The following is a 15097-nucleotide window of genomic DNA, read 5'->3' as shown; positions in this document are numbered from 1 at the left end:
GCGGTGCGTATCGATGCCCGCTGGGACTCGACTGTGAGCGTCGACCGACCTTTCATTGCGCGGCAGAGAAACACCTTTCAGGAGGCTTGGATGCACAACGACGGGAATGTAGTGCCTTTGCACAAGGCCGCTACGGATCAGGCGAACGCCTCGCCGCTCGCCCGCCTGCCTGTGATTCTGCTTCAGGTCCGTGACAAGGCCGCCCAGCAACTGCGCCATGGCCTGCAGGAACTGTTCGATAACGCCGACGACACCTTGTTCGAAATGGCCGACCGGGCCCAGAACAATGTCGACCAGAACACCTTTTTCGAAGCCATGCGCGACCTGCGCCTGAAACGCAAAAGCATCGAGCGCGGCTTCCTGGAAAAACTCTTCGAGGCCTTTGTCGGACTGGTCCAGTACGACCCCGCGCCGGCGATCGCCCAGGCCGTCGCCTACGTTCCACCCGCCGATACCTGCCGTGACGACCTGGAGCGCACCGTGGCCCTCGAGGCGATGGTCGCCAAGGCGGGCAACCGTGACGGTTTTGCCCTTGGCCAGCTCACCGCGCGCCTGAACGTGCTGCTGGGCAAGCACCTGGATGACCGCAGCAACCCCCTGGGCCCGGCCATGCTCTGCGAGTACTTCCTCGAATCCGGGCGCAGCCTGGGGGTGGAGATCAAGGTCAAGCTGATCATTCTCAAGCTGTTCGAGCGTTATGTGCTCAGCGAGGCCGACCAGCTGTACGCCGAAGCCAATCAGCTGTTGGCCGCCACTGGGGTGTTGCCGGAGCTCAAGCCGGCGCCGGCGCGCCGGGCCCTCGACCAGGCGGCCGCGAGTATCCAGGCCACGCCCGAGCCCGGCGTGGCGCAGATGGACGAGAGCGTTCAGGAAGTGTTCGCCGCCTTGCAGGAGCTGCTGTTGCATGTCCGCGGCAGCGTGGTGCCGACCCTGGAGGCGAGCGCCGAAACCCAGCCCATTTCCACCCGCGACCTGCTGCGCCTGCTGTCTCACCTGCAGCACTACGTGCCGGCTGGCACCCAGGACGATTTCGACCTGCGCAACCACTTGGAACAGTTGCTGACCCGGGTCAGCGTGAAAAGCGGCAAGTCGCGGGTGGTCGGAGTGGCCGACGAGGATGTGATCAACCTGGTGGCCATGCTCTTCGAGTTCATCCTGGCCGATCGCAACCTGCCGGAATCCTTGAAGACCCTGATCGGCCGCTTGCAGATCCCCATGCTCAAGGTCGCGGTGCTGGACAAGAGTTTCTTCAGCCGCAGCAGCCATCCCGCCCGCCGCCTGCTCAACGAAATCGCCGCGGCGGCCATGGGCTGGGGCAGCTGCGACGATTATCAGCGCGACAGCCTGTACCTGCGCATCGAACAGGTGGTGCAGCGGCTGTTGAGCGATTTTGTCGACGACCCAGCGATCTTTTCCGAGCTGCTCGCCGAGTTTCTCGCCTTCACCAGCGACGAGCGGCGCCGCAGCGAGCTGCTGGAGCAGCGCACCCGTGACGCCGAAGAGGGGCGGGCCAAGGCCGAACTGGCGCGGCGTCGCGTCGAGCAGGCGTTGAACGAGGGGCTGCTGGGCAAGGTCCTGCCCCTGACGGTTGTCGAGTTCGTGCAACAGGCCTGGAGCAAGGTCCTGCTGCTGACCTGTCTCAAGCATGGCGAGCACTCCAGCGAATGGCGCGAGGGGTTGCAGACCATGGAGCAACTGATCTGGAGCGTGCAGCGCCACACCGACCCGGATGCGGCCATGCAGTTGCTGGCGCTGGTGCCCGACCTGCTCAAGGCGCTGCGCGATGGCTTGAACAGCGCGGCGTTCGATCCATTCGCCACCAGCGAGTTCTTCAGCCAGCTGGAAGCCCTGCACTTGCAGGTATTCGAGGGCTTCGGCGAGAGCGCCGGGCAGCATCGGCCGGGCGTGGCGGACGAGCAGCCGGCGATGGTCGCGGTCGAGGAACACATCGTCCTGCCCAGCGCTGAAGAGGGCCCGCTGGAGGCCGCGCCCCTGGCGCTGGCGCCCAACGATCCCGGGTTGCTACGGGTCGAACAGCTGCGGCTGGGGGCCTGGGTCGAATTCCTCGAGGACGAGGACAACAGCGTGCGCTGCAAGCTGGCGGCCATCGTGCAACCCGGCGACAAGTACATCTTCGTCAACCGCACCGGCATGAAGGTGCTGGAGCGCACCCGGGTCGGCCTGGCCCTGGAGTTTCAGCGCGGGGCCGTGCGTCAGCTGGACGACACCTTGCTGTTCGACCGGGCGCTGGAGTCGGTGATTGGCAGTTTGCAGCGACTCAATCGCGGCAAGTGATCGCAACCTGGGCGCGGAACGCGGCATACTGAGCCGTCACAGGCTTCGTTGAAGGAATCGGTATGCAGTTGGACCCCGCAAGCGGCTGGTGTCACGGCGTTCGCCATTGCCCGTCACCCAATTTCAACGCACGCCCCGCGGATGAAATCTCCCTGCTGGTGATCCATAACATCAGCCTGCCGCCGGCCCAGTTCGCGACGGGCAAGGTGCAGGAATTCTTCCAGAACCGTCTTGATGTCACAGAGCATCCCTATTTTGCCGGGATCGCCGACCTGCGCGTGTCCGCGCATTTCCTGATCGAACGTGACGGAACCGTCACTCAGTTTGTCTCCTGTCTGGACCGCGCCTGGCACGCCGGCGTGTCGTGGTTCGACGGGCGCGAAAGCTGCAATGATTTCTCCCTGGGGATCGAACTGGAAGGTACCGACGAGTTGCCGTTCACCGATGCCCAGTACGACGCGCTGATTGCCTTGACCCGGCAGTTGCAGCAGGCCTTCAAGGCCATCACCCCACAGCGGATTTGTGGGCACAGCGATATCGCTCCGGGGCGCAAGACCGATCCGGGGCCCGGATTCGACTGGGTACGCTATCGCGCGGCCCTGAACGAAGGGGAAGGACAATGAGTTTTCTGGTGTTGTTGCTGGCGGTCTGGATCGAGAAGTTCTCGGCCTTGCGCCAGCGCGTTCAGCATGACGAGCCGTGGTTGCGCCAGCTGTTCCGGCAAGAGGCCAGCCCGCGTCTGGCCAAGCGTCCCTGGTGGGTGCTGGCCCTGCTGGTGCTGTTGCCGGCAATGGTGCTGGGGTTGCTGTTGCTGGTCCTGGAGCCGCTGGCCTACGGCCTGCTGGCGTTGCCGGTGCATCTGCTGGTGGTGATCTACAGCCTGGGGCGGGGCGACCTGCTGGGCGAACTCGGGCCGTTTCGCGATGCCTGGCGCCGCGAGGACCTGCAAGCCGCGGCGCACGTCGCCAAGCGCGACCTGGACATCTGCGCCGACAGTGGCGAGCAGTTGCTCGGGCAGGTTCAGGGGCACCTGCTGTGGCAGGCCTACCAGAGCTTTTTCGCGGTGATCTTCTGGTACTTCCTGCTGGGCCCGGTGGCCGCATTGAGTTATCGCCTGCTGGCGCTGGCCGCCGAGCACAGCAAGAACCCGGCGGTCGCCGAGCGCGCCGGGCAGCTGCGGCATGCCTTCGACTGGTTGCCGGTACGCCTGCTGGCGGCCAGCTTCGCCCTGGTGGGCAACTTCGTCGCGGTCAGCCGCGTGATGCTCCACGAACTGCTGAACTGGAACATCAGCGCCGCGCAGCTGGTGGAAAAGGTCGGCCTGGTCGCCGCGGAAATCCCCGCACCGATCACCGGGCCGGACGGCATTCTCAGCCTGGACCGGATCTGGGAGTTGTTGCTGCGGGCCGCGGTGCTCTGGTACGCCGCTTTCGCCCTGTGGACCGTGCTGCCCTGACGGCGAGCCGCGAGTGAGCGCTGGCGAGCCTCTCCGGTCTTGCCAGCGCAGATAAAGCCTTCCTTCTGTCCGCCGTCCCCGCGGTTAACCTTAAGTTACAAACCCTTTTGCCGATTTGAGCTATACAGAAGCAGCGCCAAATAGTGGCTATCTGCCGTCTTCGCGTACCTGCCAATAAAAATAAAAGCAAAAAGGGAGACTTCTTGTGAAGAGCTTGCTCTATCCCGCCATTGCCCTGATGAACCGCCTGAGCTTCGGCATGAAGTTCAGCCTGATCAGCGTGCTGTTTTTTCTGCCGATGCTGGTCACCAACTTCTATCTGGTGCGCGATTCCTACCGTGAATTCCAGGGCACCCAGGTCGAGCTGCAAAGCCTGGACCTGCTGGGCAGCAGCCTGACCCTGCGCCGCGACCTGGAAACCCTGAACAACCTGGTGCAGATCAACGCGACCCTGGGGCAGTCCGGCAAGGCCGGGGATATCGAGAGCAAGATAGTCGCCCTGGAAAAGTCCGTGCTCGAACGCTTGCAGGGCCTGGCCGCCGTCACCGTGGACCCTGAGCAGATCGGCGTGTTCGACGGCAAGCGCGATGAAATGATCGCCGCCTTCAAGGCGCAGCAGGCGGAAAGCTCGCTGCAAAGCAAAAGCGCGCTGATCGGCAAGCTCTTGGGCAGTGCGCAGATTTTCAGCCAGATCATCGCCAGCCAGTCCGGCCTGAGCCGCGATACCCAGAGCGATGTGCGGCAGTTGAGCGAGCTGGTGACCAGCGTCACGCCGCAGGTCACGCAGATTCTTGGCGAAGGGCGGGCGATGGGCGCGTATTCCCTGGGCCAGGGCTTTCTCAACTCATCCGCCAGCACCCGCTTCGACGAGTTGCTGGTGCAGATTGAGAAACTCCAGGCCGAATACGGCCTGAAACTGCAGGATGCGCTGGGCTCGAGCAAGGCCGCCCAAGGCGCGCTGGACGCCCTGGCCAGCGCCAGCAAAGGCAGCCTCAAGCAAGCCAGCGAGCTGTTCGAAGAACAGGTGGTGATGGCCGATACCCTGGACGCGCCCTGGCAGGGCTTTTATGACCAGGTCAGCGGGCTGATGGCGCAGACCTACCAGCTCAACGAGGCGACCCTGAAGTTTCTCGGCGAGGAGCTGCAGCAGCGGCTGGGGCAGAACCGTACGCAGATGGTGCTGCTGGTGGTGGCGCTGGCGGCGGTGTTCCTGCTGATCTTCTATCTCTATGGCGCGTTCTACGTCTCGACCCGCACCACCCTCAAGCGTCTGGGCGCGATGATGGACAAGGTGGCGGCCGGTGACATGACCGTCACCTTCAATGCCCAGAGCCGCGACGAGCTGGGAGAGTTGGGCACGGTGTTCAACGGCACCGTGGCGAAGATCCACGACCTGATCGAGCTGGTGGGCAAGACCGTCGGCGAGGTCGAACGCCAGGCCGGGCAGGTGGAAGCCGTGTCGGCCCAGAGCAACCAGGCGGTCGCCGGGCAGCGCAGCCAGATCGAACAGGTGGCGACGGCGATGAACCAGATGTCCGCCACGTCCCAGGAAGTCGCGCGTAGCGCCGCCGCGGCGGTCAGCAGCGCCCACAGCGTCAACGACGAGACCATCAGCGGGCGCGGGCTGGTGGAATCCCAGCAAGGCAGCATTGCCCAACTGGCCAGCGAGATCGACCAGTCGGTGCTGGTGATCAATCAACTGGCCAGCGACAGCCAGGCCATCAGCCGGGTGCTGGAGGTGATCAAGAGCATCGCCGAACAGACCAACCTGCTGGCGCTCAACGCCGCCATCGAAGCGGCCCGCGCTGGCGAGCAGGGGCGGGGCTTCGCGGTGGTGGCCGACGAAGTGCGGACCCTGGCCAAGCGCACCCAGCAATCGACCGAGGAAATCGAGCAGATGATCGTCAAGCTCCACGGCGGCGTGGGGGCGGCGGTCAAGGCCATGGGCATCAGCCATCAGATGGCCAATGGCACGGTCGGGCAATCGGAAAAGGTCCAGCAGGCGCTGGAGAACATCCTCGGCGCGGTGGGCATGATCGTCGACCAGAACCAGCAGATCGCCGCGGCGGTAGAGCAGCAGACCGCGGTGGCCCACGACATCGATCAGAACATCGTCGAGATCAACCGCGCCGGCGAGCGCACCGCCGAAGGCGCGTACCAGACCGAAAACGCCAGCCGCCAGCTGTCGGCGCAGGTGGTGCAGTTGAAGCAGTTGATCAGCGCATTCAGGGTCTGATTCAGGCGTTGTGGGGCCAGCCGAACAGCGCGCAGGCGTTGGCGGTACTGGCCGCCGCCAGCTGTTCGGGGTTGACGGCCATGATCTCGGCCAGGGCCGCACAGATCTCCGGCAGGTGTTGCGGGCTGTTGCGCTGGTTGGGGTACATGGCGGGCGCCATGTCCGGCGAGTCGGTTTCCAGCACCACCGCGTCCAGCGGCAAGTCGGCGATGACCTTGCGCAGGCGCAGCGCCTGGGGCCAGGTCGCGGCGCCCCCCAAGCCCAGCTTGAACCCCAGCTTGAGGTATTCGCGGGCTTCTTCGCGGCTGCCGGCGAAGGCGTGGATGATGCCGGCGCGCTTGAGCTTGAAGCGCTTGAGGGTGGCAATCACCGCGGCATGGCTGCGCCGTACATGGAGCAAGGCCGGTAGCTGGAAGTCCGCGGCCAGTTGCAGTTGCGCTTCGAACAACTGCTGCTGGCGCTGGCGATCCAGCTGTTCGAGAAAATAATCCAGGCCGAACTCACCCACCGCGCACAACTGCGGATGGCCCGCCAGGCGGGTCAGCCAGTCGCCCAGTTCACGCAGGTCGGCCGGGCTGTGCTCGTCGAGATAGACTGGGTGCAGGCCGAAGGCGGCATGCAGGTCGGCATCGCTCTGCACCAATTCCCACAGTCGCTGCCAATTGCGCTGATAGACTCCCAGCACCACCATCCGCCGCACGCCGCGGGCGCGGCTGGCCGCCAGCAGCGCCTGGCGATCCGCGTCGAAATCCGGAAAATCCAGATGGGTGTGGCTGTCGATCAGCTCCACGGTCAAGCCTCGTGAATGCGCTGCTTGAAGGTCCGGGCGATGGCGTTCACGCCGGGTTGGTAATGGGCTTCTTCAATGGCGGCCAGGGCCAGTTGCAGGGCCTTGTCGGCAATCAGCTGGTGCTGCTGGGCCATGGCGTTCACCGGCAGCGGCAGGAAGTCCAGCAACTGGGTATCGCCGAAGGTGCCCAGGCGCAGCGGGCGCGACTTGAGCGGGAAGTCGTGCAGCGCGTCGAATACCCCTTGCAGCAGCACATAGGAGGTGGTCACCAGGGCATCCGGCAGGTGGCCCAGGCGCTCCAGCAACGCTTCCATCAGCTGGCGACCGCAGTCGCGGCTGAAGGCTTCGCCCTGTTCGATCAGCACCTGGCCGTCGAAACCTTCCAGCGCCTGCTTGAAGCCGGCGGCGCGTTTCTGGCTGATGCCCAGCTCGGGGCGGGCGCCGATCAGGGCGATCTGCCGCGGCTGGGGCTGCAACAGGCTGCGGGTCAGGTGCAGGCTGGCTTGTTGATCGTCGCTGATCACCGAGCAGAAAAACTCCGGCTCCATCACCCGGTCGATGGCGATGATCGGCAGGCCCTGGGCCTGCAACAGGCGATAGGTGTCATCCTCGGGCGGCAGGCAGCTGGCGACGAACAGCGCGTCGCAGCGGCGCGCGCGGAACAGTTGCAGCAGCTGCCGCTCGCTGTCCGGGGCATCGTCGGAGCTGGCGATCAGCAGCTGGTAGCCACGGGCGCGGGCGCCTTGCTCAAGCAGCTTGGCAATGCGCGCGTAACTGGGGTTTTCCAGGTCTGGCAGGATGAAACCCAGGGTCCGGGTCCGCCGGCTGCGCAGCCCGGCGGCCTGAGGGTTGGGCGTGAAGCCATGTTCCTCGACCACCGCCCGGACCCGTTCGACGGTCGCGTTGCTGATACGTTGCTGTTCGGCCTTGCCGTTGATGACGTAGCTGGCGGTGGTGACGGACACACCGGCCAGTCTGGCGATATCACTGAGTTTCAACCCGGGTTTTCCTTGTTTTCTGGAGCTTGCCCCGACATTTTCGCCAATCCTAACCGATATAGGCAGGCGACCAATGTCGGAACATGCAGCCGACAGGTAGGGCTTCAAGGATGGAAGATTATCGAGTAACGTGCCCAATATTCTAGATTAAACGTTTCAGCACGCGTATTTTCTAGGGGTATGGGCAGACGGGAACAGGGCCTTGCCAAGCCGGCGGTCCCGTTTGTGGCATTAAAGCCGCCTGACTGATTCACTCAAAACAATACCTAGCGCCCCGGCGCTAAATAGGAGAAAGCATGCTCGAGCTCACTATTGAGCAGATATCCATGGGCCAGTCGGCTGTGGATAAGTCCGCTGCACTGCACCTGCTCGCCGACAAACTGGTGGCCGACGGCCTGGTCGCCGAAGGTTACCTGGCCGGCCTGCAGGCCCGCGAAGCCCAGGGCTCGACCTTTCTCGGTCAAGGTATTGCCATCCCCCACGGCACCCCGGAAACCCGCGACCAGGTGTTCGCCACCGGCGTGCGTCTGTTGCAGTTCCCCGAGGGCGTGGACTGGGGCGATGGCCAGATCGTCTACCTGGCGATCGGCATCGCCGCCAAATCCGACGAACACCTGCGCCTGCTGCAACTCTTGACCCGCGCCCTCGGCGAGACCGACCTGGGCCAGGCCCTGCGCCGCGCCAGCTCGCCGGAAGCCCTGCTGAAACTGCTGCAAGGCGCGCCGCAGGAACTGGCGCTGGATGCGCAGATGATCGGCCTGGGCGTGGCGGCTGAGGATTTCGAAGAACTGGTGTGGCGCGGCGCCCGTCTGCTGCGCCAGGCCGACTGCGTCAGCAACGGTTTTGCCGCCGTGCTGCAACAGGTCGAAGCGCTGCCCCTGGGCGATGGCCTGTGGTGGCTGCACAGCGAGCAGACCGTCAAGCGCCCGGGCCTGGCCTTCGTCACCCCGGACAAACCGATTCGCTACCTCGGCCAGCCATTGGCCGGGCTGTTCTGCCTGGCCAGCCTGGGCGAGGCCCATCAGGCCCTGCTGGAACGCCTGTGCGCACTGCTGATCGAAGGCCGCGGCCATGAACTGGGCCGGGCTACCAGCAGCCGCGCGGTATTGGAAGTGCTGGGCGGCGAACTGCCGGCCGACTGGCCGAGCGCGCGCATCGTCCTGGCCAACGCCCACGGCTTGCATGCACGCCCGGCGAAGATCCTCGCGCAGCTGGCGAAAAGCTTCGAGGGCGAGGTCCGTGTGCGCATCCTCGACGCGCCGGGTTCCGCCGTCTCGGTGAAGAGCCTGAGCAAGTTGCTGAGCCTCGGCGCCCGTCGTGGCCAGACCCTGGAGCTGATTGCCGAGCCGAACATCGCCGCCGACGCCCTGCCAGCCCTGCTGGCGGCCATCGCCGAAGGGCTGGGGGAAGAAGTCGAGCCGGTTCCGGAAGCCAGCGCGCCCCAGGAAGTGCCGGAAGAAGTCGAGGTGCCCATCAGCGCACCGGCTTCCGGCAGCCTGGTCCAGGCCATCCCGGCGGCTCCCGGCATCGCCATCGGCCCGGCGCATATCCAGGTGATCCAGCCGTTCGATTACCCGCTGCGCGGCGAATCCACCGCCATCGAGCGCGAGCGCCTGCAAGGAGCCCTGGCCGAGGTCCGGCATGACATCGACGGCCTGATCCAGCGCAGCAAGGCCAAGGCCATTCGCGAGATCTTCGTGACCCACCAGGAAATGCTCGACGACCCGGAACTGACCGACGAAGTCGACACCCGCCTCAAGCAGGGCGAAAGCGCCGAAGCGGCCTGGATGACCGTGATCGAAGCCGCCGCCCGGCAGCAGGAAGCCTTGCACGACGCGCTGCTGGCCGAGCGCGCCGCCGACCTGCGGGACATCGGCCGGCGGGTGCTGGCGCAGTTGTGTGGCATTGAAACTCCGACTGAGCCAGATGAACCCTACATCCTGGTGATGGATGAAGTCGGCCCGTCGGACGTGGCGCGCCTCGATCCGGCGCGGGTCGCCGGCATTCTCACCGCCCGTGGTGGCGCCACCGCCCACAGCGCGATCGTCGCCCGCGCCCTGGGGATTCCGGCGCTGGTCGGTGCCGGTGCCGGCGTGTTACTGCTCAAGCCGGGCACGCCGCTGCTGCTCGATGGCCAGCGCGGTCGCCTGCATGTGGATGCCGATGCCGGCACCCTGCAACGGGCCACCGAAGAGCGCGACACCCGCGAACAACGGCTCAAGGCCGCCGCCGAACAACGCCATCAACTGGCGCACACCACCGACGGCCATCACGTCGAAGTCTTCGCCAACATCGGCGAAAGCGCCGGGGTGGCCAGCGCCGTGGAAAACGGCGCCGAAGGCATCGGCCTGCTGCGCACCGAACTGATTTTCATGGCCCATCCGCAAGCGCCGGACGAAGCCACCCAGGAAGCCGAATACCGCCGCGTGCTCGATGGCCTGGCCGGGCGGCCGCTGGTGGTGCGTACCCTGGATGTCGGCGGCGACAAGCCGCTGCCGTACTGGCCGATCGCCAAGGAAGAAAACCCCTTCCTCGGCGTGCGCGGCATTCGCCTGACCCTGCAACGCCCGCAGATCATGGAAGCCCAGCTGCGCGCCTTGCTGCGCTCGGCGGACAACCGCCCGCTGCGGATCATGTTCCCCATGGTCGGCAGCGTCGATGAATGGCGTGCCGCCCGCGACATGACCGAGCGCCTGCGCCAGGAAATCCCGGTAGCCGACCTGCAACTGGGGATCATGATCGAAGTGCCGTCCGCCGCCTTGCTGGCGCCGGTGCTGGCCAAGGAAGTGGACTTCTTCAGCGTCGGCACCAACGACCTGACCCAATACACCCTGGCCATCGACCGTGGTCACCCGACCCTGTCGGCCCAGGCCGACGGCCTGCACCCGGCGGTGCTGCAACTGATCGACATCACCGTGCGAGCGGCCCATGCCCACGGCAAGTGGGTCGGTGTGTGCGGTGAGCTGGCGGCCGATCCGCTGGCGGTGCCGGTGCTGGTCGGCCTGGGTGTGGACGAACTGAGCGTCTCCGGACGCAGCATCGCCGAGGTCAAGGCACGCATTCGCGAGCTCAGCCTGACCCAGGCACAAACCCTTGCGGAGCAGGCCCTGGCCGTCGGCAGCGCGAACGATGTACGCGCCCTTGTGGAGGCCATGTAATGGCAAAGATTCTTACCCTGACCCTGAACCCGGCGCTGGACCTCACCGTCCAGCTGGCGCGCCTGGAACCGGGGCAGGTCAACCGCAGCGAAGCCATGCACACCCACGCCGCCGGCAAGGGCGTGAACGTGGCCCAGGTGCTGGCCGACCTTGGCCATCAACTGACCGTCAGCGGCTTCCTCGGTGAAGACAATCCCCAGGCGTTCGAGGCGTTGTTCGCCCGCCGCGGTTTTGTCGACGCCTTTATCCGTGTGCCTGGGGAGACCCGCAGCAACATCAAGCTGGCCGAGCAGGACGGGCGCATCACCGATCTCAACGGCCCCGGCCCGGAGGTCGACGAAGCGGCGCAACAGGCCTTGCTCGCACGTCTGGAACAGATCGCCCCGGGGCATGACGCGGTGGTGGTGGCCGGCAGCCTGCCGCGCGGCGTCAGCCCGCAATGGCTGCACACCTTGCTGACCCGCCTCAAGGCGCTGGGGCTGAAAGTGGCGCTGGACACCAGCGGCGAAGCCCTGCGTGCTGGCCTGGCCGCCGGGCCCTGGCTGGTCAAGCCCAATACCGAGGAGCTGGCCGAGGCCCTGGACAGCCCGGTGCTGTCGCTGGCGACCCAGGCCGAAGCCGCCAGGCGCCTGCACGCCCAGGGCGTCGAGCATGTGGTGATTTCCCATGGCGCCGAAGGCGTGAACTGGTTCAGTGCCGCGCCGGCCCTGCAGGCGCTGCCGCCCAAGGTCAGCGTGGCTAGCACCGTCGGTGCCGGCGACTCGTTGCTGGCCGGCATGCTCCACGGCCTGCTCAGCGCCCACGCTTTCGAACAGACCCTGCGCACCGCCACGGCCATCGCCGCCATGGCCGTGACCCAGATCGGTTTCGGCATCACCGATGCCGCGCAGTTGGCACAGCTTGAACAGGGGGTGCGCGTTCATCCCCTCATAGAACAATAAGAGGGTTGGTCATGAAGTTAGCCATTGTTACCGCCTGCCCGAACGGCATGGTCACCAGTGTGCTGTGCGCCCGGTTGCTGGACGCCGCGGCCCAGCGCCAGGGCTGGAGCACCAGCGTCGAAGTGCATGACGAGGCGCACCCGGAACGGCAGTTGTCGTCCGCCACCCTTGAAGCGGCCGAATGGGTGCTGGTGGTCAGCACCGGGCCCTTGGACATGTCGCGGTTTGTCGGCAAGCGGGTGTTCCAGAGCTCGCCCTCCGTGGCCCTGCAGGACGTCGACGGAGTGCTGCGGCGCGGCGCCGAGGAGGCCCAGGTGTATGTCGCGGCCGCAGCCGTGGCCGAGCCGGCGCCGGCCAGCAAAAGCGCGCCCCGGCTGGTGGCGGTCACCGCGTGCCCGACCGGCGTGGCCCACACCTTTATGGCGGCCGAAGCCTTGCAGCAGACCGCCAAACGCTTGGGGTATGAGCTGCAAGTGGAAACCCAGGGCTCGGTCGGTGCGCGCAACCCGTTGAGCGCCGAGGCCATCGCCGCGGCGGACGTGGTGCTGCTGGCGGCGGACATCGAAGTGCCCACCGAGCGCTTCGCCGGCAAGAAGATCTACCGCTGCGGCACCGGCATCGCCCTCAAGCAATCCGAGGCAACCCTGAACAAGGCCCTGGCCGAGGGGCAGGTGGAGTCGGCAGCGGCAGGCGCCGCCGCGGCCCCGGCCAAGCAGGAGAAAACCGGGGTCTACAAGCACCTGCTGACCGGTGTGTCGTTCATGCTGCCGATGGTGGTGGCGGGCGGTTTGATGATTGCCTTGTCCTTCGTCTTCGGTATCACCGCGTTCAAGGAGGAAGGCACCCTGGCCGCCGCGCTGATGCAGATCGGCGGCGACACCGCGTTCAAGCTGATGGTGCCGCTGCTGGCCGGCTATATCGCCTACTCCATCGCCGACCGGCCGGGCCTGGCGCCGGGGATGATCGGCGGCATGCTTGCCAGCACGTTGGGGGCAGGGTTTATCGGCGGGATCATTGCCGGTTTCATCGCCGGTTATGCGGCCAAAGCCATCAGCAAATACGCGCGCTTGCCGCAGAGCCTGGAGGCCTTGAAGCCGATCCTGATCATTCCGTTGCTGGCCAGCCTGTTCACCGGCCTGGTGATGATTTATGTGGTGGGCAAGCCGGTGGCCGGGATGCTCGCTGGCCTGACCCATTTCCTCGACAGCATGGGCACCACCAACGCGATCCTGCTGGGGGTGTTGCTCGGCGGCATGATGTGCGTCGACCTCGGCGGGCCGATCAACAAGGCGGCCTATGCCTTCTCCGTGGGGCTGCTGGCGTCGCAGAGTTATGCCCCGATGGCGGCGACCATGGCCGCCGGCATGGTGCCGCCGATCGGCCTGGGCATCGCGACCTTTATCGCCCGGCGCAAATTTGCCCAGAGCGAGCGGGAAGCGGGCAAGGCGGCGCTGGTGCTGGGGCTGTGCTTTATCTCCGAAGGGGCGATTCCGTTCGCCGCCAAGGACCCGTTGCGGGTGATCCCGGCGAGCATCGCCGGCGGCGCGCTGACCGGGGCGCTGTCGATGTATTTCGGCTGCAAACTGATGGCGCCCCATGGTGGGTTGTTTGTGATGCTGATTCCGAATGCGATCAACCATGCGTTGTTGTATTTGCTGGCGATTGTGGCGGGGAGTTTGTTGACGGCGGTGGTGTATGCGGTGGTGAAGCGGCCGGAGGCGACCGAGCTGGCGCTGGAGCCGGTCAAGGCCTGACCTTTGTGTTTGCGGTTTACCTCGATGGCGCCCTCAGTGGCGCCATCGTTGTTTCTGCTGATCGCTGACCCTGTAGGAGCGAGGCTTGCCCGCGATAGCGTCCGTACTGGCGCTGCATTTTTTGGACGGGGTACATATCCATTCCTGCGGTCACGGCCGCTTATGGTTCCGCCCTTACGGCGGGTCACTTTTTTTCAAACGCCGGAATGCCGGCCCAGCAAAAAGTAACCAAAAAACGCTTGCCCCTGCGTACGGCCTTCGCTGCGCTCAGGTTCCCTCGCTCCGGCGTCCATCAGGGGGCATCGACTCCGGTCGGCTTCGCTTCGACCTCCATTCGATGTCCTCGACTGCGTCGAGGGGCGCTGCGCGCCATCCCCCTGATGAACACCTCCACTCGGCCTCCCGATGGGGCGGGTAGATCAAGATCAAAAGCCAAAGCTGGGCGCGACCTGCCGGTCGGCGCGAAACCCTGTAGCCGCTGCCGAGCTTGCGAGGCTGCGATCGACCCCGAAGGGGGCGCAGGATCTTGAGACCGCTGGAGGACCTTCGGTCCTATCGCAACCTGCGGCAGCGGCTACAGGGATCGTGTGTATCAGGTTCTGCGGATGACAGTTTTGTCGTGTAAGACGCTGTCTGAAAGTGAGGCACTTCGCTTTCCTTTGTAAGGCTTTTCCGAGAAACTCCGGGCCGCTTGCGTCTGGGAAGGGCGCTGTCTAGCCTCGGGTTCGTCACCGACTTTTTCGGTGATCGGGTCTAGCAGCCCGGGTCAGGGGATTTCGGTCCCGTGTTCATCAGTCGGTATTTCAGTTGTTCTGATGAGTCATGGCGACTCCATTTATTAGGAGGAGCACCATGAAAAGTCCAAGTTCCATCCCCCATGTTTCTCGCGCTCGTCGATTGGGCGATTTCAAATACGATGAAGCCAACCGCTCGGTGCTTAAAGCGCTTAAAGAAACAGCCAGCGCTACCATTGGCGATTCTCCCTTCACCGTCCGCCCCGGCATCAGCGCCGAAGAGGCGTTGCTTCACGTTTCCATGCTGCTCAAGTCCGCCGAGGAGGTTTCCGACGAGATCACCGAGCACGCCAGCGGTATCGAGCGTGGCCTGATCTGGTCGCTGGTGCATTCCGTGGAGATGGCGCGTGGTGTGGTGGATGCCTTGCTCGATGGCAATCGTCTTTGATCTAAAATGACTGCCGCAGGCTGCGATCGATTTTGAAGAGGGCGCGGGATCTTGAGATTGCAGGAGGACCTTCGGTCCTATCGCAGCCTCGCGGGCTCGGCAGCGGCTACAGGGACCGTGGGTATATCGGGGCCTTTTGTAGGAGCGAGCTTGCTCGCGAGCAGATCGTTCGGATGACGCGTTGGACCTTGTAGGACGCTGTTTGAAAGTGCGGCTCTTCACTTTCTTGTGTAAGGCCTTTCCGAGAAACGCTGGGCCACTTGCGCCTGGGAAAGGTGCTGTCTAGC

At 65.2% G+C, this 15097-nt stretch carries 10 protein-coding genes and 1 pseudogene; 9 read left to right on the top strand and 2 right to left on the bottom strand.

What is annotated here, in order from left to right; translation table 11 throughout:
• The first annotated feature begins 90 nt into the window (after window positions 1-90).
• From NRG23_RS14905 to NRG23_RS32830, 5 genes and pseudogenes are all read left to right on the top strand, one after another.
• Window positions 91-2295, top strand: a complete 2205-nt coding sequence (locus tag NRG23_RS14905; protein WP_257374953.1) for a DUF1631 domain-containing protein — start codon at window positions 91-93, stop codon at window positions 2293-2295.
• A 62-nt stretch (window positions 2296-2357) separates the two neighbouring features.
• Window positions 2358-2918 (top strand): 1,6-anhydro-N-acetylmuramyl-L-alanine amidase AmpD, encoded by a 561-nt coding sequence (gene ampD, locus NRG23_RS14900; RefSeq protein WP_007922273.1) that lies wholly within the window; start codon window positions 2358-2360, stop codon window positions 2916-2918.
• Window positions 2915-3751 (top strand): regulatory signaling modulator protein AmpE, encoded by an 837-nt coding sequence (ampE, locus tag NRG23_RS14895; protein WP_009046942.1) that lies wholly within the window; start codon window positions 2915-2917, stop codon window positions 3749-3751. Before ampD ends, ampE begins: the two co-directional genes overlap by 4 nt.
• Before the next feature lie 238 nt (window positions 3752-3989).
• Window positions 3990-5081, top strand: a pseudogene (locus NRG23_RS32835) (methyl-accepting chemotaxis protein); the annotation flags it as partial.
• A complete protein-coding gene (locus tag NRG23_RS32830) occupies window positions 5058-5987 on the top strand; it encodes a methyl-accepting chemotaxis protein (protein ID WP_371923114.1) in 930 nt (309 codons plus the stop codon). The pseudogene NRG23_RS32835 and the gene NRG23_RS32830, both read left to right, overlap by 24 nt.
• 1 nt (window position 5988) lies before the next feature.
• Here the strand turns inward: NRG23_RS32830 and NRG23_RS14885 are convergent, their stop codons facing one another.
• Window positions 5989-6777, bottom strand: a complete 789-nt coding sequence (locus NRG23_RS14885) for a TatD family hydrolase (protein ID WP_110176761.1) — start codon at window positions 6775-6777, stop codon at window positions 5989-5991.
• Between the two features lie 2 nt (window positions 6778-6779).
• Window positions 6780-7775 carry a catabolite repressor/activator gene (cra, locus tag NRG23_RS14880; RefSeq protein WP_257374951.1) on the bottom strand — a complete coding sequence of 332 codons (996 nt, stop codon included), beginning with the start codon at window positions 7773-7775 and terminating at the stop codon, window positions 6780-6782.
• Between the two features lie 296 nt (window positions 7776-8071).
• Here cra and ptsP point away from each other — a divergent pair, with 296 nt between their 5' ends.
• The 4 genes from ptsP (at window position 8072) to NRG23_RS14860 (ending at window position 14810) form a co-directional block, all read left to right on the top strand.
• Window positions 8072-10933, top strand: a complete 2862-nt coding sequence (ptsP, locus tag NRG23_RS14875; protein ID WP_101281801.1) for a phosphoenolpyruvate--protein phosphotransferase — start codon at window positions 8072-8074, stop codon at window positions 10931-10933.
• Window positions 10933-11874 (top strand): 1-phosphofructokinase, encoded by a 942-nt coding sequence (pfkB, locus tag NRG23_RS14870; protein WP_124301135.1) that lies wholly within the window; start codon window positions 10933-10935, stop codon window positions 11872-11874. The genes ptsP and pfkB overlap by 1 nt, the downstream gene beginning before the upstream one ends.
• Window positions 11875-11885: 11 nt before the next feature.
• Window positions 11886-13628, top strand: a complete 1743-nt coding sequence (locus NRG23_RS14865; protein WP_009046948.1) for a PTS fructose-like transporter subunit IIB — start codon at window positions 11886-11888, stop codon at window positions 13626-13628.
• A gap of 852 nt (window positions 13629-14480) precedes the next feature.
• Window positions 14481-14810, top strand: a complete 330-nt coding sequence (locus NRG23_RS14860; protein ID WP_029525918.1) for a DUF6124 family protein — start codon at window positions 14481-14483, stop codon at window positions 14808-14810.
• Window positions 14811-15097 lie beyond the last annotated feature (287 nt).

This window comes from Pseudomonas sp. T8, from assembly GCF_024610635.1.
Classification (GTDB): Bacteria; Pseudomonadota; Gammaproteobacteria; order Pseudomonadales; family Pseudomonadaceae; genus Aquipseudomonas; species Aquipseudomonas chlororaphis_I.
Note: the sequence above shows the minus strand (reverse complement) of the source record. Positions and strands in the feature narration are given on the sequence as shown.

Bases quoted from the DNA above. Each gene is read 5' to 3' on its own strand.
- NRG23_RS32830 (WP_371923114.1), top strand. From the start codon at position 5,058: ATGACCGTCACCTTCAATGCCCAGAGCCGCGACGAGCTGGGAGAGTTG.
- ampE (WP_009046942.1), top strand. From the start codon at position 2,915: ATGAGTTTTCTGGTGTTGTTGCTGGCGGTCTGGATCGAGAAGTTCTCG.
- ptsP (WP_101281801.1), top strand. From the start codon at position 8,072: ATGCTCGAGCTCACTATTGAGCAGATATCCATGGGCCAGTCGGCTGTG.
- pfkB (WP_124301135.1), top strand. From the start codon at position 10,933: ATGGCAAAGATTCTTACCCTGACCCTGAACCCGGCGCTGGACCTCACC.
- NRG23_RS14865 (WP_009046948.1), top strand. From the start codon at position 11,886: ATGAAGTTAGCCATTGTTACCGCCTGCCCGAACGGCATGGTCACCAGT.
- ampD (WP_007922273.1), top strand. From the start codon at position 2,358: ATGCAGTTGGACCCCGCAAGCGGCTGGTGTCACGGCGTTCGCCATTGC.
- NRG23_RS14905 (WP_257374953.1), top strand. From the start codon at position 91: ATGCACAACGACGGGAATGTAGTGCCTTTGCACAAGGCCGCTACGGAT.
- NRG23_RS14860 (WP_029525918.1), top strand. From the start codon at position 14,481: ATGAAAAGTCCAAGTTCCATCCCCCATGTTTCTCGCGCTCGTCGATTG.